Annotated in this window: 21 protein-coding genes; 9 read left to right on the forward strand and 12 right to left on the reverse strand. The window is 67.0% G+C overall.

Annotation, left to right across the window (positions count from 1 at the left end; all coding sequences use genetic code 11):
• Positions 1–51: 51 nt before the first annotated feature.
• The 6 genes from ACR9FL_RS01200 to hppD all read right to left on the reverse strand — a co-directional run bounded on the left by ACR9FL_RS01200 (position 52) and on the right by hppD (position 3,684).
• The gene (locus ACR9FL_RS01200; protein ID WP_296175913.1) at positions 52–342 is read right to left on the reverse strand and encodes a hypothetical protein; all 291 of its coding nucleotides are present in this window, start codon (positions 340–342) and stop codon (positions 52–54) included.
• Positions 333–818, reverse strand: a complete 486-nt coding sequence (locus ACR9FL_RS01205; RefSeq protein WP_436356796.1) for a methyltransferase family protein — start codon at positions 816–818, stop codon at positions 333–335. The genes ACR9FL_RS01200 and ACR9FL_RS01205 overlap by 10 nt, the downstream gene beginning before the upstream one ends.
• Before the next feature lie 10 nt (positions 819–828).
• On the reverse strand, positions 829–1,197 hold the full coding sequence (locus tag ACR9FL_RS01210) for a cupin domain-containing protein (protein WP_436356797.1): 369 nt from the start codon (positions 1,195–1,197) through the stop codon (positions 829–831).
• The gene (locus ACR9FL_RS01215; RefSeq protein WP_436356798.1) at positions 1,194–2,273 is read right to left on the reverse strand and encodes an isoaspartyl peptidase/L-asparaginase family protein; all 1,080 of its coding nucleotides are present in this window, start codon (positions 2,271–2,273) and stop codon (positions 1,194–1,196) included. Before ACR9FL_RS01215 ends, ACR9FL_RS01210 begins: the two co-directional genes overlap by 4 nt.
• Positions 2,274–2,412: 139 nt before the next feature.
• On the reverse strand, positions 2,413–2,595 hold the full coding sequence (locus tag ACR9FL_RS01220; RefSeq protein WP_296175909.1) for a hypothetical protein: 183 nt from the start codon (positions 2,593–2,595) through the stop codon (positions 2,413–2,415).
• A complete protein-coding gene (gene hppD / locus ACR9FL_RS01225) occupies positions 2,596–3,684 on the reverse strand; it encodes a 4-hydroxyphenylpyruvate dioxygenase (protein ID WP_436356799.1) in 1,089 nt (362 codons plus the stop codon). It lies immediately after the preceding gene.
• Positions 3,685–3,876: 192 nt separating this feature from the next.
• On the opposite strand from hppD, the gene ACR9FL_RS01230 reads away from it, so the two are divergent.
• Genes ACR9FL_RS01230 through ACR9FL_RS01240 form a run of 3 tightly spaced genes read left to right on the forward strand, consistent with a single transcriptional unit; the run spans position 3,877 to position 5,635 of the window.
• Positions 3,877–4,458, forward strand: coding sequence for a YqaA family protein (locus tag ACR9FL_RS01230; RefSeq protein WP_296175907.1), 582 nt, complete (start codon positions 3,877–3,879; stop codon positions 4,456–4,458).
• Positions 4,459–4,494: 36 nt separating this feature from the next.
• Entirely contained in the window at positions 4,495–5,034 is a 540-nt protein-coding gene (locus ACR9FL_RS01235) for a disulfide bond formation protein B (protein WP_296175905.1), read from the forward strand.
• A 10-nt stretch (positions 5,035–5,044) separates the two neighbouring features.
• Complete coding sequence (locus ACR9FL_RS01240) at positions 5,045–5,635, forward strand: demethoxyubiquinone hydroxylase family protein (RefSeq protein WP_296175903.1); 591 nt, start codon at positions 5,045–5,047, stop codon at positions 5,633–5,635.
• A gap of 158 nt (positions 5,636–5,793) precedes the next feature.
• Here the strand turns inward: ACR9FL_RS01240 and ACR9FL_RS01245 are convergent, their stop codons facing one another.
• From ACR9FL_RS01245 to ACR9FL_RS01255, 3 genes are read right to left on the reverse strand one after another with little or no spacing between them, the layout of a single operon-like run.
• Positions 5,794–6,765 (reverse strand): esterase-like activity of phytase family protein, encoded by a 972-nt coding sequence (locus ACR9FL_RS01245; protein ID WP_436356800.1) that lies wholly within the window; start codon positions 6,763–6,765, stop codon positions 5,794–5,796.
• Positions 6,762–8,633 (reverse strand): cobaltochelatase subunit CobT, encoded by a 1,872-nt coding sequence (gene cobT, locus ACR9FL_RS01250; protein WP_436356801.1) that lies wholly within the window; start codon positions 8,631–8,633, stop codon positions 6,762–6,764. The genes ACR9FL_RS01245 and cobT overlap by 4 nt, the downstream gene beginning before the upstream one ends.
• A gap of 47 nt (positions 8,634–8,680) precedes the next feature.
• Positions 8,681–9,424, reverse strand: a complete 744-nt coding sequence (locus tag ACR9FL_RS01255) for an NYN domain-containing protein (RefSeq protein ID WP_296175900.1) — start codon at positions 9,422–9,424, stop codon at positions 8,681–8,683.
• Between the two features lie 84 nt (positions 9,425–9,508).
• Here ACR9FL_RS01255 and ACR9FL_RS01260 point away from each other — a divergent pair, with 84 nt between their 5' ends.
• Entirely contained in the window at positions 9,509–9,934 is a 426-nt protein-coding gene (locus ACR9FL_RS01260; protein WP_296175899.1) for a hypothetical protein, read from the forward strand.
• Here ACR9FL_RS01260 and ACR9FL_RS01265 read toward each other — a convergent pair.
• A complete protein-coding gene (locus ACR9FL_RS01265) occupies positions 9,921–10,655 on the reverse strand; it encodes a hypothetical protein (RefSeq protein WP_436356802.1) in 735 nt (244 codons plus the stop codon). The two genes, ACR9FL_RS01260 and ACR9FL_RS01265, sit on opposite strands and share 14 nt — an antisense overlap.
• Positions 10,656–10,878: 223 nt before the next feature.
• On the opposite strand from ACR9FL_RS01265, the gene ACR9FL_RS01270 reads away from it, so the two are divergent.
• Positions 10,879–11,823, forward strand: coding sequence for a DUF3883 domain-containing protein (locus ACR9FL_RS01270; protein ID WP_436356803.1), 945 nt, complete (start codon positions 10,879–10,881; stop codon positions 11,821–11,823).
• 24 nt (positions 11,824–11,847) lie between these two features.
• On the opposite strand, the gene dinD is transcribed toward ACR9FL_RS01270, so the two are convergent.
• Both dinD and lepA read right to left on the reverse strand, forming a co-directional pair.
• Positions 11,848–12,693, reverse strand: coding sequence for a DNA damage-inducible protein D (gene dinD, locus ACR9FL_RS01275; RefSeq protein ID WP_297932438.1), 846 nt, complete (start codon positions 12,691–12,693; stop codon positions 11,848–11,850).
• A 247-nt stretch (positions 12,694–12,940) separates the two neighbouring features.
• Positions 12,941–14,749 carry a translation elongation factor 4 gene (lepA, locus tag ACR9FL_RS01280; protein ID WP_297932436.1) on the reverse strand — a complete coding sequence of 603 codons (1,809 nt, stop codon included), beginning with the start codon at positions 14,747–14,749 and terminating at the stop codon, positions 12,941–12,943.
• Positions 14,750–15,057: 308 nt separating this feature from the next.
• Here lepA and ACR9FL_RS01285 point away from each other — a divergent pair, with 308 nt between their 5' ends.
• The 4 genes from ACR9FL_RS01285 to ACR9FL_RS01300 are packed head-to-tail and all read left to right on the forward strand — an operon-like array spanning position 15,058 to position 17,727.
• Positions 15,058–15,891, forward strand: a complete 834-nt coding sequence (locus ACR9FL_RS01285; RefSeq protein ID WP_296176628.1) for a hypothetical protein — start codon at positions 15,058–15,060, stop codon at positions 15,889–15,891.
• Positions 15,892–15,911: 20 nt separating this feature from the next.
• Positions 15,912–16,328 (forward strand): hypothetical protein, encoded by a 417-nt coding sequence (locus tag ACR9FL_RS01290; protein WP_296176626.1) that lies wholly within the window; start codon positions 15,912–15,914, stop codon positions 16,326–16,328.
• Positions 16,325–17,059 carry a C39 family peptidase gene (locus tag ACR9FL_RS01295; protein ID WP_297932433.1) on the forward strand — a complete coding sequence of 245 codons (735 nt, stop codon included), beginning with the start codon at positions 16,325–16,327 and terminating at the stop codon, positions 17,057–17,059. Before ACR9FL_RS01290 ends, ACR9FL_RS01295 begins: the two co-directional genes overlap by 4 nt.
• 5 nt (positions 17,060–17,064) lie before the next feature.
• On the forward strand, positions 17,065–17,727 hold the full coding sequence (locus ACR9FL_RS01300; protein WP_296176624.1) for a hypothetical protein: 663 nt from the start codon (positions 17,065–17,067) through the stop codon (positions 17,725–17,727).
• The last annotated feature ends 27 nt before the right edge of the window (positions 17,728–17,754 follow it).

Below are 17,754 nucleotides of genomic sequence, written 5' to 3' on the forward strand. Positions count from 1 at the left end.
GAGGCGAGGCGGTTGGGAAGCGGCGACGGCGGCCGAAAAGCCGCAGTTCGATCAACTGTTTGGGGGCGAGATCACGGCGCGGGCCTCGGCCCCGGTGCGCAGGGCCGGGTCGCGCACCTCGACCTCGACGGCGATGGCCCCCGCGGGCTCGTGCGCCCACAGGTAGCGGCGCTCGATCTCGACCGCCCGGCCGGACGGGGCCGTGCCTTCATAGGTATCGCCCCAGGGCGTGACGGCTTTCATCTCGACCCACAGCAGGCCGCAGGCGGCGTCCAACTCCTCGATGGCCATTTCCGACAGTTCGTCGGCGTGCGGGGCGGGGCGGTTCGGGGTCACAGCCATCGGCGGACCTTTCCTTTGTAGGCTTGATATTCGGCGCCGAACTTGGCGCTCAGATAGGCTTCTTCGCGGGCGATGACGAAACGGTCGATCACGATCAGGCAGGGCGCCAGAAGGGCCAGGGCGACCGGGCTGTCCATGGCCAGGGCGAAGCCGGCGTAGGTGACGGCGAAGCCGACATAGATGGGGTTGCGGCTGTAGCGATAGAGGCCGCCGGTCGCCAGGGCCGTCGTCGGCTTCCACGGCTCGGGCGGGGTGCCCAGACGGCGGAAGGTCCCCGCCGCGATCCCGTCCAGCAGCAGGCCGCCGATCACCAGAACAAAGGCCAGGCCGCGCCGCAGATCGACATCGAGGCTGAACCCCATGCCGAGCGAAATCATGTGAACGGCGAACTGCTCCAGCCCCCATCCGGCCAGCAGGAAGCCGAGATAGATCAGCGGCGGCGGGGCGATGACGCCGGGGTGGTCGCGGGTGCTCATAGGGTCTGGATCAAATCGTCTGGCCGGAAGGCGCGGTGAATTCCGAGGTCGGGGCGTCGCCGGTGTTGATCACTTCCGAGGGCTCGAAGATCATCACCTCGGCCTCCTCGTCGGCGGCGGTGCGGTGTTCGACGCCGCGCGGCACGACGATGAACTGGCCGGGCTCCAGGGTCTCGATGCGGTCGCGGAACTCGACGCGAAAGCGGCCCTTCCAGACCAGGAACATCTCCTCGGCGTCGGCGTGGCTGTGCCAGGGGAAGACCCCCTGGACCTTGACCAGTCGCACGTCCTGCCCGTTCAACTGCGCCGCGACGCGCGGCCGCCAGTGGTCGGAAAAGCCGCCGAACTTCTGTTTCAGATCGACGACCTGCCCGGTCATCGCGGGGTTTCTTCGTCGGCGTAGATGGCGACGCGCGAGGCGCGGCCCGAACCGGCCTCGCCGCGATACATGCCCGAGGTGTTCATCGAGAAGGCGACGGTTCCCTCCTTGCCCATGACGATGACCCCGCCCTCGCCGCCGATAGCGCCGACCTCGGCGATCTCGGCGTCGGCGGCGGGCTTGACCGCCATGCCCTCGGCCGTGCGCTGGCAGATGTCGCGGGCCACGGTGGCGCGGATGAAGTACTCGCCCGATCCGGTGGCCGAGACGGCGCAGCCGTCGGCGTTGGAGGCGTAGGTGCCGGCGCCGATGACCGGCACGTCGCCGACGCGGCCCCATTGCTTGGCGGTCATGCCGCCGGTCGAGGTGGCGGCGGCCAGACGCCCCTGGCTGTCCAGGGCCACGGCGCCGACCGTGCCGAACTTGCGCTCGTCCAGCGGGGCTTCGTTGAGCGAGGCCAGAGGAACCGGCCGAGCCAGGGTCGCCGGCTCCGGCGGGGCGCCTTGCGGGCGCGGGGGCAGGGGCAGACCCTTGTCGCGCAGAGATTTCAGCAGGGCCTGCCAGCGGCTTTCGGTGAAGAAGAAGCCCGGCTCCACCTGTTCCAGACCGACCGAGGCGGCGAAGGTTTCGGCGCCTTCGCCGATCAGCATGACGTGGGGCGAGCGCTCCATCACCGCCCGCGCCGCTGCGATCGGGTGGCGGGTGCGGGTCAGGCCGGCCACGGCCCCCGCCGTCAGGTCGGACCCGTTCATCACGGCGGCGTCCAGTTCGTTCTTGCCGGCGGCGGTGAAGACGGCCCCGCGTCCGGCGTTGAACAGGGGGTTGTCCTCCATGGTTTGAACCGCCGCCTGGACCGCGTCGAGCGACGAGCCGCCGCGCGCCAGCACCGCCGAGCCGGCGTCCAGCGCCGCCTGCAGACCGGCGCGATAGGCCGCGTCGCGCTCCGGGCTCAGGCTGGCGCGCTCGATCACGCCCGCCCCGCCGTGAATGGCCAGGGACCAGGTCGGCGCCTCCTGCGCAAGCGCGGGCGACGCCAGCAGGGTCAGGACGGCTGCGGCGGTCAGGACGGATTTCATCGGCGGTTTCCCCTCAGGACTTTCCTCCCCACTCTGTGGGGAGGTGGCGCGGTCGCGCAAGCGGCCGTGACGGAGGGGGCGACTCCGGCGGTGAAGGCTCGCGCCGCCCCCTCCACCGCGAAGCCTGTCCTCGGGCTCGTCAGCGGTGGTGCAGTCGCTTCCAGACGCGGTAGCCCAGGATGGGGGCGAAGCCGCAGACCAGCGCCGCCAACAGCACCATCCAGAAGCCTCCCCCCAGCCAGTATTCCCCGGCCAGCGCCCCGGCTCCGGCCGCGACAAGCGGACCGAGCCAGGGCAGCCAGTGCGGCGGCCGCATCTTCATTCAGGCGTCGACCTTGATGACGCCGCGACGGATCTGGTCCAACTCGATCGAGTCGAACAGGGCCTGGAAATTGCCGTTGCCGAAGCCCTCGTTGCCCTTGCGCTGGATGATCTCGAAGAAGATCGGGCCGAAGGTGTCCTGGGTGAAGATCTGCAGCAGCAGGCCTTCCTCGTCCGAACCGTCGATCAGGATGCGGTTCTTGCGCATCCGCTCCACGTCCTCGCCGTGGTTGGGCAGGCGCTTGTCGATCAGTTCGAAATAGGTCTCGATCGTGTCCTGGAAGTCCACGCCGCGCGCCTTCATGGCCTCGACCGTCTCGAAGATGTTCTCGGTGGTCAGGGCGATGTGCTGGATGCCCTCGCCGTTGTAGCGACGCAGGAACTCCTCGATCTGCGAGTTGTCGTCCTGGCTCTCGTTCAGCGGAATGCGGATGGCGCGGTCGGGCGCGATCATGGCCTGCGAGAACAGGCCGGTCGCCTTGCCCTTGATGTCGAAATACTTCTGCTCTTCGAAGTTGAACACCGAACCATAGAAGCCCGACCAGGTGCGCATCTCGCCGCGACGCACGTTGTGGGTCAGGTGGTCGAGGATCTCCAGACCCATGGAGTTCTTACGCTCGGCCTCTTCCCAGCCCTCGATCTCGTCCCAGGCCTCATACAGCGAGCCGTGCTCGCCATACTGGTCGATGACGTAGAGCAGCGAACCGCCGATGCCCTGCAGGATATAGGGATAGTCGTTCCCCAGAGCGCCGCCGTTCACGCCCTCGGCCTTGACCGCGCCGCGTTCCAGCGCGCCCTCATAGGCGGCCTTGGCGTCGGCGACGCGGAAGGCCATGCCGTTGGCCGAGGGGCCGTGGTCCCTGGCGAAGTCCGCCGCCTGGCCCTTGGGCGAGCGGTTGACCAGCATGGTGATGTCGCCCTGCTTCAGGCGCACCGCGTCCGTGGTCGGGTTCACATGGGTCGGGGTGAAGCCCATCAGCTCCAGCCGGGCGATCATGGATTCCGGCTCCGGGCCGGTGAATTCGACGAATTCGAAACCGTCCACGCCCAGCGGGTTTTCCTGGTCGAGTTTGGCGGCGGCGTCCTGCATGACGCGTCTCCTCTCACTGTATTTTGTGGCGGCTGCTGCCGCCGATTGGGGCGGAACCTAATGGGCGGCCCCGGTCGGGCGCAAGGCGGAGCTGCATCGAAACAGGACACGTTGCGGTGTCGCAGCCGCTGATCAACGGATGCGCCCGCCCGCCGGGCCTGCTAGAGCCGCAGGCTCAACCGGGACGCCTGTATGCTTCGCAAGCTCTATGACTGGGTCTTCTCTCTGGCCCGCCACCGTCACGCGACCCGCTCGCTGGCCGTGGTCTCCTTCGCGGAGAGCTCCTTCTTCCCCATTCCGCCGGACGTCATGCTGGCGCCCATGGTGCTGGCCAAGCCCGAGCGCGCCTACTTCTACGCCACGGTCTGCACTGTCGCCTCGGTCCTGGGCGGCCTGCTGGGCTACGCCATCGGCTATTTCCTGGAGCCGGTCGGCATGTGGATGCTGTCCGTCCTGGGCAAGGCCGACACCTTCGAGGCGTCCAAGGCCCTGTTCCAGCAGCACGGCGCCTGGGTCATCCTGATCAAGGGGCTGACGCCGATCCCGTTCAAGCTGATCACCATCGCCTCGGGCATCTTCCAGTTCAACCTGGCCCTGTTCGTGGCCCTGTGCGTCGTCACGCGCGGCGCCCGCTTCTTCCTGGTGGCCTTTGTGCTCAAGCGCTGGGGCGAGCCCATGCTGGCGATCATCGAGAAAAGACTGGCGCTTTTCACCGTGCTTTTCCTCGTCCTGCTGGTCGGCGCCGTCTTTGCGGTCAAGCTGATCGGACACTGATCGACGCGGGCCTCGGCTGCGGCTAAGAAAGGCGCCATGACGCGCCTGTATCAACTTCTGACCCGCTGGTGGACCGCCTTTGCGCTGGCGGCCTCTCTGGCCATGCTGGGCGCAGCTCACGCCTTCGAGCGGTTCGGCGGCCTGCCGCCCTGCAACCTCTGCCTCAAGCAGCGCGAGGTCTATTGGGCCGCCGTGGCCATCGCCGGGGCCGCCACCTTCTGGGCCGTCTTCAGCCGCGCCAGCCGCGGCACGCCGCGCATCGCCTCCTTCCTGCTGGCCGCCGTCTTCTTCACGGGGGCGATCACGGCGGGCTTCCACGCGGGCGGCGAACTGCATTGGTGGGCCCTGCCGGCCACCTGTTCGGCCGCGCCCTCGACCGCCATCGACTTCAGCGCCCTGAACGCCCTGGCCGACGGCACGGCCGAGATCAAACCCATCGTCGGTTGCGGCGACGTGGCCTGGAGCATGCTCGGGGTCTCGATGGCGGGCTGGAACTTCCTCATCTCGCTGGCCTTGGCGATCTTCAGCCTGCTGGCGGCGAAACGTCCCAAGGACGCGCGCGCGCCAAGAGCGTAAGAAGGCGATCATGACCGAGGCATCCGACACCGTCGCCGCCGCCCGCCGCATCCCCTTGCCGCGTCCCGGCGTGGGCCAGACCCGCGCCCGCATGGCTGAGATGCTGCGCGTCGATCACGCGGGCGAGTTCGCGGCCGTCCACATCTACCGCGCCCAGCGCGCCGTGCTGGAGGGCCGCAAGGGCAAGGCCGCCATCGCCGCCGACCTGACCGAGATGGAGGGCCACGAGGCCGTCCACCTGGCCCGCTTCGAGGCCCTGCTGACGGAAAACCGCGTCCGCCCCACGGCCATGATCCCCCTGTGGAAACTGGCCGCCACGGCCCTGGGCGCCGGCACCGCCCTGATCTCGGAAAAGGCCGCCCACGCCTGCACCGAGGCGGTCGAGAGCGTCATCGAGAAACACTACGCCGACCAGATCGAGGAGGTCCGCGAGCGTGACCCCGAGCTGGCCGCCGAGCTGACCAAGTTCCGCGAAGAGGAACTGGCCCACCACGACCACGCCATCGAACACGGCAGCCGCGAAGCCCCGGCCTACCGCCTGCTCAGCAGCGTCATCAAGGTCGGCTGCAAGGCCGCCATCAAGATCAGCGAACGGATCTGACGTCTTCTTCCTTCTCCCCTTGCGGGAGAAGGTGGCGGCCGAAGGCTGACGGATGAGGGGTCTCGCCAGCCTCGCAAGACGGCCCGTCATCCACGCGCCAGAAACCCCTCATCCGACCTCGCCCTGCTCGGCCACCTTCTCCCGCAAGGGGAGAAGGATCAAGGCACGTCAAAGGCCAGCATCATGGTCCGCTGCACGGCGTTGAAATTGTCGTCGGACAGGATGTAGAGCCGTGTCCGCTCGCCGCGCCGCTCCGCCGCGATCCCCTCGAAATTATCCGTCGTGCCCGGCAGCTTCAGCTCGACCAGCACCGGCCCCAGGGTCCCGTCCTGCGCCATCCGCCGCACCCGCGCCCGCACGTCGATCGGGGCGCGATAGGACCGCTGCACCACGAACCAGCCGCCCGCCGGATCGCGGTCCATGCCGGTGATGCGATAGTCGCTGTCGTTCAGGAGCGTTTCGGGCGGGGCGGTCACGACCGCGCAACGCAGGGCTGAACAGTCCCAGACCCCGCCGGATTCGCCGGCTGCGCGCCAGCCGTCGCCGGACGCCGCCAGCCCCTCCATCCCGTCGTTCTCAGCGAAGGGGAAGTCGGGCCGGCGCACGGCCTGCGGCGTCCTCAGCGCCGTCAGCGGCCCATAGTTCCAGATGCGGTGGTCGCGCTCGAAACTGATCAGCAGGTCGCCATTGGCGGTGACGGCCAGACCTTCGGCGTCGCCCTCTGCCTTCTGGCTGATCGGCGTCCCGTCGGTCAGGCTCAGGCGGCGCACGCGCAGGCCCTCCAGCCCGATCAGCCGCCCGCGCCCGTCCAGCGCCAGGGTTCCGCGCGCCAGATCGCCCACGTCGGACACGGCGATGAAGCCGCCGTCGCCGGTCAGCTTCAGATCGGACAGGCTGTGCAGCGGCGAGCCCGCATCGGCCAGCAGGGTCACGCCCCCGGCGTAGCGCACGCCCTTGGCCAGGACCGCCGCGCCCGGCAGGCCCAGCCCCACCGTCCGCGTCGAGGCGCTGACCGCGCTCCAACCATCGGCCTGGGGCGTCGGCGTCCAGGGGCGCGAGGTGACGACCGCGCTGGCGCAGGCCGCCAGGGTCAGCGTCGCCAGGGCCGCGACATAGATGCGCCGGTTCACGCCGCGCGTTTCTTCGCCGACCGGGCCACCGTCTTGGGCTTGGCCTCGAACAGCTCGGCCAGCTTCTCGGTCATGACCCCGGCCAATTGCTCGACGTCGACGATGGTCACGGCGCGGCGATACCAGCGGGTCACGTCGTGGCCGATGCCGATGGCGATCAGCTCGACCGGCGACTTCGTCTCGATCTGCTCGATCACCTGACGCAGGTGCTTGTCCAGATAGAGGGCGGCGTTGGCCGATTGGGTCGAGTCATCGACCGGCGAGCCGTCGGAAATCACCATCAGGATCTGGCGCGACTCGGTGCGCCCCAGCAGTCGCTCGTGCGCCCAGGTCAGGGCCTCGCCGTCGATATTTTCCTTCAGCAGGCCCTCGCGCATCATCAGGCCCAGGTTCTTCTTGGCCCGGCGCCACGGCGCATCGGCGGACTTGTAGATGATGTGGCGCAGGTCGTTCAGGCGGCCGGGGTTGGCGGGCTTGCCGGCGCTGATCCAGGCCTCGCGCGACTGTCCGCCCTTCCAGGCGCGGGTGGTGAAGCCCAGGATCTCGACCTTGACCCCGCACCGCTCCAGCGTCCGCGCCAGGATGTCGGCGCAGACCGCCGCCACCATGATCGGCCGTCCGCGCATGGAACCCGAGTTGTCGATCAGCAGGGTGACGACCGTGTCGCGGAAGGGGCTCTCGCTCTCCATCTTGAACGACAGGGGGCTGGTCGGATCGGTGATGACGCGGGTCAGACGCGCCGTGTCCAGCACGCCTTCTTCAAGGTCGAAGGCCCAGCTGCGGTTCTGCTGCGCCATCAGGCGGCGCTGCAGCTTGTTGGCCAGGCGCGACACCACGCTCGACAGGGTCGCCAACTGGGCGTCCAGCAGGGACCGCAGGCGGTCCAGCTCCATCGGGTCGCACAGTTCCTCGGCGCCGATGGTCTCGTCATAGGCGCTGGTGAAGACGCGGTAGGCGTCCACGGCGCGCCCGTCGTCCACACTGTCCTGACGGTTGGGCAGGGCGCCTTCGTTCAGTTCTGGGCCGTCGTCGCTGGCCTCGCCGTCAGGATCGGCCGGGGCGCCGTCGGGGCGGGTCTGGCGCTCGTCCTCGGCGGACTGGTCGTCGGCCGTGCCTTCCAGCGACTGGCCGCCTTCGCCGCCGTCTTCTTCTTCCTGTTCGTCCTCGTCCGGCGCGTCCTGCTGCGACTGGTCGGGCTCGTCCTCGCCCTGCTCGTCGTTGGCGTCCTCGGCCTGACCGTCGCCGGGATCGAGGTCCAGCGCCCGCAGCACGTCCTTGAGTTTCGCCGCGAACGCCGTCTGGTCGTCGGCCACAGCGGCCAGGGCGTCCAGTTCGGCGCCGGCCTTCAGCTCCAGATTGGAGCGCACCAGGTCCAGCATGGTCTTGGCGCCGTCCGGCGCGGCCTCGCCCGTCAGCCGCTCACGCACCAGCAGCGCCGCCGCCTCGGCCACCGGCACCCGCTCGGCCTCGGCCCGCAGGGCGCCCGACTTCTCCAGCCGGGTCAGCATCGCCGCGTTCAGATTGTTGCGCACGCCCTTCAGCTCGCGCGCCCCGACCGCCTCGACCCGGGCCTGTTCGACGGCGTCGAAGACCTCTGCCGCCGTCTGATCGACGGGTCGCAGTCGGGCGTTCAGCCTCTCGTCATGATTGGCCAGGCGCAGGGCCAGCCGGTCCGCCTGACCGCGCAGGGTCGCGCTCTCGGGCGCGCCCGGATCGCGCGGCGGATGGGGCAGGGTCAGGACCCCGTTCGACAGCCTCGGCCCGTCCGAGCCGAAATGGACCTCCAGCTCGGCCTGCTCGGCCAGAGCGCGCGCGGCATTGGCTAATGCACGTTTGAAGGTCTCGGCGGGGGTCTCTACGGCGGCCATGGGCCACACATAGACCATGCCGCGCGCGGGGGAAGGGGGCGCGACGCCTACTTCGCCCTGACCCGCACCCGCATGGCCCCGCCCGCCCCGGTCTCGACGTCGAAACGACCGGTGGCGCGGATCAGGTCGGACAGCTTGGCGTGACCATAGGTGCGCTGGTCAAAGTCGGGATAGGCGTTCCTCAGCCGGTTGCCGATGCCGCCGATATTGACCCAGCCGTCGCCGTCCTCGTCCATGTCGGCGATGGCGGCGGCGATCAGGCGGGCGGCCTCAGACGGCTTCTTCTCGGCGACGGGGGCGGGGGCCGCCTCGTCGTTGTCCGCCCCGCCGCCCCGTCCGGTCAGGTTCTCGGTGTAGATGAAACGGGTGCAGGCCTGACGGAAGCTCTCGGGCGTCTTCCTCTCGCCAAAGCCATAGACCGGCACGCCCTGCTCGCGGATCCGCGCCGCCAGCCGGGTGAAGTCGCTGTCCGACGACACCAGGCAGAAGCCGTCGAACCGCCCCGAGTGCAGCAGGTCCATGGCGTCGATCACCAGGGCGATGTCGCCCGAGTTCTTGCCCTTGGTGTTCTGGAAATTCTGCTGCCACTGGATGGCCCAGCGCGGCAGGACGTCGATCCAGGACCGCAGCGCCGGACTGGCCGCATCGCCATAGATGCGCCGCGCCGAGGCCTCGCCCAGGGTGGCGATTTCGGTGAACAGGGCCTCCGCGATCCGGGCCGAGGCGTTCTCCCCGTCGATCAGGACGGCCAGGCGCGGCGCGCGGGCGGCGGTGGGCAGGTCGGTCGGCATGGGCAAGGCCTTCTGTTTACGCGCCGCCAGCCTCGACCCGCACGCGGGCGCGGTCAACCGCCGTCGGGCGTGCTATGGCGGGTCATGAGCAACACACCTATGCGCCGCCTGATCGACCTGCCCGGCGTCGATGATCTGGAACTGAAGGCTCTGATGAAGCCGCGCTACGCCGATCCCGACGCCCGCGACGAATTCCCCGAGATCGACGCCCTGACCCAGGCCCTGTTCGGCCTGACCGGCGACGCCGCCGAGGCCGCCGAACGCCCCGACTGGGACGACATTCACCGTCTGGAAGGCGCCGATCTGGCCGAGGCCTTCGAGGCCCTGGGCTGGGACGTCACCGACAAGCGCAGGAAGCCCCTGCGCCTCATGCCCCATTACGCCCTGCCTCTGGCCCTGGCGATCCGGGGTCTCGCCGGCGAACTGCCCTTCGTCGCCGAGCCGGATCACCCCACGACCGACTGGGGCGCCGGCCTGGCCGCCGACGCGGCGCGCTTCAGGAAGCGATAGAGGCCTTCAAGGCCTCCAGCGCCTCTTTCGCCTCGCGCGTCTCCCGCCGCGCCTGGGCGGCCTCGCGCCGGGCGTCCAGCACCTCGCTCCGATAGGCGTCCGGCGCCGCCTTCAACTGATCCCAGTAGAGCGCCTTCAGCTCATAGTCGGGATCGTCGTATTTCGACTCCGGCGTCAGGGCGAAGCGCGCACTCATCATCTCGCCGTTGAACCGCGCCGCCAGCAGGATCTCCAGCGGCGTGTTCTCGAAACTGTTGACTCGATCCTGCCGGTCCATCAGCCGCACATAGACCTCGGCCAGCCGCGCCAGCCCTTGCGCCTCCGGCAGCCTCCGCATCAGCATGGCCCGGCCCGAGGCGATCATCGCCGTCGAGGCCAGCACTGCCGCCTTGCCCTCATGCGCGTCCTCAGGTTTCAGCGGCCCGAACAGGGCCTGGGCCATGGCCGCCTGCGCCGCCGCTTCCTCGGCCGCCCTGGCGATCTTGGCCTCCTCCTGGGCCGCCTCGCGCGCCCTGGCCGTCTCGACGGCGATCTGATCGCCCCAGTCGCGCTTGGTCGCCTTGTGCCGCGTGATCCGCGCCCGCAGCGCATGCTGCGACACCCGCCACCGCTCGCTCAGCTCCGGCACGGTCGCCCCGTTGCGATACTCGTCGAGGATGATCTCCCACGTCGCCTTCGACAGCCGATAGTGGGCCGGCCCGCCCTTCAGGTTCCCGCTCATCCGCCCAGCATGACGCCATGGGCGGCTACGGCGAGCAGAACACCCCGATCCGCCTCCAACCCTCTGAAAACCCACAAGGCCGGATGCGAGGCTCAAGCCTTTCTCCCTCCCCTTCATGGGGAGGGTGGTCGCGCAGCGACCGGGTGGGGAGGGCTTCAGCACCTCACCCGCCCACCTGGTCAACCGCCCACGGCAAAGCTAACCTCCGGTAGGCGGAGGGGCGATGACTGACCTATCAAAAGTAGGAACCGACTGGAGCGTCGACGAACTCGACGCCATCGTTGCCGAGTATTTCGCCATGCTCTCGGCCCAGTCGGCGGGCGAAATCTTCGTCAAGGCGCAGCGCGCCCGCGCCCTCGACGCCCGCATCGGTCGGGGGGCCAAATCGATCGAGTTCAAGCACATGAACATCTCGGCGGTGCTGACCGAACTCGGCATGCCGATCATTCGCGGCTACCGCCCCATGACCAACTACCAGCGCGCCATCTTCCCCGCGCTTGAACGCTACCTCGACGCCCACCCCGAAGCCTGGGACATCGGCCTACCATTCGCGGACGACGCGCGCCCCGGCGTGTCAGAGGCCGCCGCCCCCTTTTCCTCCCCATTCTATGGGGAGGGGGACCACGAAGGGGTGGAGGGGGCGACGCTGCGCTCTGCGACGGGACAACCGTCTCTGCGCGCCATCCTCCCCATCACCGCCCCGCCGCCGCTCGGCCCGGCGCGCCCGCCTCGGCCAGAGGGCCTGGCCCGCATCGTCCGCAAATACGACCCCGCCGCCCGCGACCACCGCAACCGCGCTCTCGGCCAGCTAGGCGAGCATCACGTCTTCCACCACGAACGCGCCTTCCTGATCGCCCACGACCGCCCCGACCTGGCGCGCAAGGTCGAATGGACGTCGCAGGAACGCGGCGACGGCGCCGGCTACGACATCCGCAGCTTCGATCCGGCGGGCCGCGAGCGCCTGATCGAGGTCAAGGCCACGCGCGGCGGCCCCGCCACCGACTTCTTCCTGACCCGCACCGAGCGCGAGGTCTCCACCGAACGCCCCGACGCCTGGCGCCTCTACCGCCTCCACGACCTCGCCGCCGCCCCCGCCCTGTTCCAGCTCAAGCCCCCGCTCGAGGCGGCGGTGACGCTGACGGCGGAGACGTGGCGGGCGGGATTTTAGGATGGGGCTTTCGCTCCCAGGGGCTTAGTCGCCGGACATGTCTTTCAGCGCCTTCGCCTTGGCTCTTTCCAACTGCCCAATGCTTGTCTCCGGCGTGGGCAGATGCTCGGGCATGACGCCGCCCAGTTCTGCGATCGTGCTGCGGACCTTCTTGCCCACGGCGTGGTGAATGTCGTTCGCCTGCGCCTTGGTGCGTGCGCCGTCGCGCTTCAGCTTTTCTTCGGCCTGAGTCGCGCGGAACAGGTTCGCCGCCAATTCGGTCGATCCCATGTGATCCAGAATCTTCTGGCTCTTCTTCAGCCCCTTGATGGCGTGAATGTCCCGCATGGTCCGACCGCCATAGAGGCCGCGATAGCCGTGATCCTGAAAGATCGCATAGTCCAGACCGCTCTCGACACCCGCCTGTCGCGCGGCGGAGGCCAGGGCGGTGTTGTGCTGCGCCATCTCGCGACGCAGCATCAGTCGTCGCTCGTCTTCCGATAGGGAGCCGAACGTGGGGTCGTCCTGGATTTCCTGGCGTCGCGTCTGGACGGCGAAATAGGTCTGGCCCGCGGCGATCACCGGCTTGGACGGATCGCCGTTCTGGACGATCAGGTAGCAGGCGTAGCGCGACAGGCGAACGTCGCTCAATTCGCGCCGTGCGCCGGAGCCGATATCGACCATTCTGGTGATGTCACCGAAATGGTCTGTTGCATCTATTCCCGCAGTCCCTGCTGACACGCGCGCCTTTTCGATCACCGACAGGAAATTTCGGTAATCCTGATAGCCGAGCGCCGGGGCCAACTGGCGCGCCAGCCAGTACTCAGCGCCTTCATCTTCGTGACGGATCGACTCGAACGACTGGCGATGGGGCGGAGTGATGTCGGTCATAAGAGGGATCATCGCTCGAATGGAACAAATTGGCAACTTGCAGTTCTGGTGCTGGGTATCAGCGTGAGGTTTGGATCACTCGCGGCGGCGTACGGCCCCGACGCTCGGCGCCTCTGCCGCCTCCATGAGCTTCCCGCCGCTCCCGCGCGATCCTTGAAACATGATGGGCGGGGTTCTGACGCCAAAGAACAAAGGGCGGAAAGCATCGCTTTCCGCCCTTCTTGATTTCAGTTTCTTCAGACGAGGATCAATCCTCATCCATCTTCAGCGCCGCGATGAAGGCTTCCTGCGGGATTTCGACCTTGCCGAACTGGCGCATGCGCTTCTTGCCGGCCTTCTGCTTCTCCAGCAGCTTCTTCTTGCGGGTGGCGTCGCCGCCGTAGCACTTGCTGGTCACGTCCTTGCGCAGGGCACGGACGGTTTCGCGGGCGATGATCTTGCCGCCGATGGCCGCCTGAATGGGGATGACGAACATGTGGGGCGGGATCAACTCCTTCATCTTCTCGACCATGCCGCGTCCGCGCGTCTCGGCGCGGCCGCGGTGGACCAGCATGGACAGGGCGTCGACCGGCTCGGCGTTGACCAGGATGCTCATCTTGACCAGATCGCCGACCTTGTAGTCCGTCAGCTCGTAGTCGAAGCTGGCGTAGCCCTTCGAGATCGATTTCAGGCGGTCGTAGAAGTCGAACACCACCTCGTTCAGCGGCAGCTCATAGACCACAAGGGCGCGGCTGCCGACGTAGGACAGCTCGATCTGGGTGCCGCGGCGGTCCTGACACAGCTTGATGACGCCGCCCAGGTATTCGTCGGGGGTCAGGATGGTGGCCTTGATCCACGGCTCGGCGATGCTTTCGATCTGCATCACGTCGGGCAGGTCGGCCGGGTTGTGCAGGTCGATCTCGGTCCCGTCGCGCTTGCCGATCTTGTAAACGACCGACGGGGCCGTCGCGATCAGGTCCAGGTTGAACTCGCGGCTCAGGCGCTCCTGGATGATCTCAAGGTGCAGCAGGCCCAGGAAGCCGCAGCGGAAGCCGAAGCCCAGGGCGGCGCTGGATTCCATCTCGAAGGTGAAGGATGCGTCGTTCAGGCGCAGCTTGCCGATGGCGGCGCGCAGGTCCTCGAAGTCGGCGGCGTCGACCGGGAAGAGGCCGCAGAAGACCACGGACTGGACCTCCTTGAAGCCCTTCAGCGGTTCGGCGGTCGGCTTCTTCTCGTCGGTGATGGTGTCGCCGACGGCGGCGTGGGCCACTTCCTTGATCTGGGCGGTGATGAAGCCGACCTCGCCCGGGCCGAGCTGCTCGACCGGGGTGTTCTTGGGCAGGAAGACGCCGACGCGATCGACCAGATGGGTCGAGCCGGACTGCATCATCTGCACCCGCTGGCCGGCCTTCAGCACGCCGTCGAAGACACGCACCAGCAGGACCACGCCCAGGTAGGGGTCATACCAGGCGTCGACCAGCATGGCCTTCAAGGGGGCGTTGACGTCGCCCTTGGGCGCCGGCAGGCGGGTGACGATGGCCTCCAGCACCTCTTCGATGCCGATGCCCGACTTGGCCGAGGCCATGACGGCGTCCGAGGCGTCGATGCCGATGACGTCCTCGATCTGGGCGCGCACGCGCTCCGGCTCGGCGGCGGGCAGGTCGATCTTGTTGAGGACGGGGACGATCTCGTGGTTGTTGTCGATGGCCTGATAGACGTTGGCCAAGGTCTGCGCCTCGACGCCCTGAGAGGCGTCCACCACCAGCAGCGAGCCCTCGCAGGCGGCGAGGCTGCGCGACACCTCATAGGCGAAGTCGACGTGCCCCGGCGTGTCCATCAGGTTCAGCACATAGTCCAGCCCGTCCTGGGCCTTGTAGTGCAAGCGCACGGTCTGCGCCTTGATGGTAATGCCGCGCTCCTTCTCGATGTCCATGTTATCAAGGACTTGGGCCGACATTTCCCGCGCGGTCAGCCCGCCGGTGTGCTGAATCAGCCGGTCCGACAGCGTGGACTTGCCGTGGTCGATGTGGGCGACCACCGAGAAATTGCGGATGCGTTCGATAGGGGGCGTCGTCATGGTCCGGCGCGCTTAGCATCCGCAGCGTCCGAACGCCATGCACAGGGCGCGAACGTCGACAGCGAAAGAAGATGCGGGATCGCGAGAGTTTATTCCGGGTGGTCGTCTGATCAAATGATCCGATCTGAAAATCGGAGAGCCTGGTGACTATAACAAATGACGTGTCACGCCCTTTGAATGGCTAAAAAGCGTCTCATTTCGGGGCGTTTCGCCTGTGGCGCGAGGTCGGAACGACGAGCTTTCAGAGCGATTGGGTTGTCCGGAGGTGGAGGAACCTCCGTATCCATTTTGATCTGGAGGCTAAAGATATGCGTGCCAAATTGATGACTTCGGCGGCTGTCCTGGCGGGGGTGCTGGCGTTTGCAACCGTGACCCAGGCCCAAACCACTTCTAGCGGGCCCAATGGCGGCGTGGGTGGCAACACCAACGCGACCGATTCCTACAACAGCACTGATCTGGATGTGGGAATTGCAGACTCCCTGAATGACAATTCCAACAATTCGACCAATCTCGGCGTCAATGACTCGCTGAATGACAATTCGAACAACTCGACCAATACCGACCTTGATGTCGGTATTTCCGATTCACTGAACGACAATTCCAACAACTCCACCAACACCGATCTCGATCTTGGCGTGAGCGACTCGTTCAACGACAACTCGACCAATGTCGCTGACTCGGGCAACGACAACTCGACGAATACGGATAATTCGACCGACCTGGCCGTGGATATCGCGGACTCGTTCAACGACAATTCCGACAACTCCACCAATACGGACAACTCGACCCACACCAACCTGGACCTGGCTGTCGATATCGCGGACTCGTTCAACGATAACTCTGACAACTCGACCCATGTCGGTATTACCGACTCGTTCAACGACAACTCGACCTGGCGAGTGTCGCTGAGCAATCAGTCGCTGGCGGCCAATGTCAGTGATCTGAGCTTCGACCTGTCCGAAGGCGGCGACGGCCCGCAAAACGGCCGCATCCGCAGCGGCGACATCAACCAAAACGGCGGCGCATTCGCCGGCTTCGCGGGTATCCAGACCGTCAGCAACATCACCGGCCAAGCTTCGGTCGGTCAGGCTGCTACGGCTGTCGCCGCCAACGCCAACATCACGTTCGGCAACGGCGGTTAAGCGTTCTGTCGGCGGCCGGTTTGACCGGCCGCCGATTTCTTTACGGGAGGAAGCCAATGCTAATCCTTGTTACAGCCGCGCTGTTGCTCGCCGGCTCGGACCCTGCCCCGCCGCCGCAAGTTCTTTCGCCCGCCGAACCGCAGAGCGCGGCGGCGTCGGCACCGCTGGCGATACAACCTCTGGATTTGGCGGAACTTCATGATCTGAACGCGCGCGAGGGCGTCAACGTCATCGTCGCCAGCGATCAACTGCTCAAGGCCACGAACAGCGGCAACAGCGTCACCGCCAACACCGTGGGATCGGGCTCCATCGCCATCGGCGCCAACGCCTTCGCCGGCTATAACGGCGTCGGCAATTTTGTGATGAACACAGGCCACAACAACAATCTTCAGGGCGCTATCACGATCAATATCGTGACGACGAGTCCAACCCCGTGACACGCAGCGGCTTTCGCTTTCGCAAGGGCCTCGGCCTTTGGGCCGCGGCTCTCTGTGCGACCTGGTTCTGTGCGGCGCCTGCGGGCGCCGATGTGCTTCTCAGCAGCGGGCCGGCGCCGGCGCGGGTCAGCGTCGTCAGCTATCGTGATATCCCGTTCCGCACCGTGGTGCGACAACGTTATGATTTCAGTTGCGGCTCAGCGGCGCTGGCGACCCTGCTGCGCTATCACTATGATCGCGAAGTGGGCGAGGAACAGATATTCCGCGCCATGTACGCCGCCGGCGATCAGGATGTGATCCGGCGGGTTGGCTTCTCTCTGCTCGACATCAAGCAGTTTCTTGAAGCCAATGGCTATCAGGCGGACGGTTTCAGGCTGACGCTGGACAACCTGGCCAGCATGAACCGGCCAGCGATCGTGATGATCGACACGGCCGGCTACAAGCATTTTGTCGTCTTCAAGGGAAACGACGCTGATCGCGTCCTGATCGGTGATCCGGCCCTGGGGCTGAAAATCTACAGTCGCGAACAGTTCATATCCATGTGGAACGGCATCGCCTTCGTCGTGCGCGAACCGGCGGATAGCTTCAATGAGGCGTCGGAGTGGACGCCCTGGAACCGCGCGCGGCCGGCGCAGGCCTTGCCTAATCATTCCCTGGCGGAGCTGACGCGGGAACTGCCGCCACTCTACCAGATCACCACGCGTTTCCCTCTTGATCCCTATTTACGGTGACGATCATGCGACGTGTTCGTTCCCTTCTGTTGTTCGCTCTGACGGTCCTGACGCCGGGGATCATGGCGTCGTCGGCGGCGTCGGCGCAGGCCTTTCTGGCGCAGACGTCTCTGGCGCAGTTGTACGTGGAGCAAACCTCGCCGGTTGCGGCGCTGGCGTCGGAGGGACCTCAGGCCCTGTCCGATGAGGAGTTGTCGGGGCTGCGCGGCGGATTTCTCACGACCAACGGCTTCACGTTCGGATTCGGCGTGGTCATTCGCTCCTATGTCGATGATCGGCTGGCGCTGGAAACCCGAATGACCTGGACGCCGACCGGACCCGTCACGCAGCAGACGCGTGGCGATGTGCCGGGCATGACCGATCTGGCCTCGGCTCTGACCTCCTTGCTGAACAGCGGCATAGATCTCAGAAACCTGGGCGGAACCAGCGGCGGGGTGGCGCTGGTCGGCGGAGACGGTGCGACGGCCCTGATCCACAATGTGACGTCCGGGCAGTTGCAGAACCTGATCGTCAACAGCGCCAGTAATCGCGACCTGCGTCAGGATATGGAGTTGAACCTCTATCTGCCTGATCTGGCGACAATGCAGGCCGCCAGCAGCGCCCATGCGCGCGCGGCTCAATTGACCTACGACCTCAACACCTCCCTCGTGGGATCGCTCGGCCGCTGAAGGCCTCCGACGCCGTCGGAGGCCTTG

Origin of the sequence: Brevundimonas sp. CEF1 (assembly GCF_051353055.1) — a bacterium.
Lineage (GTDB): Bacteria > Pseudomonadota > Alphaproteobacteria > Caulobacterales > Caulobacteraceae > Brevundimonas.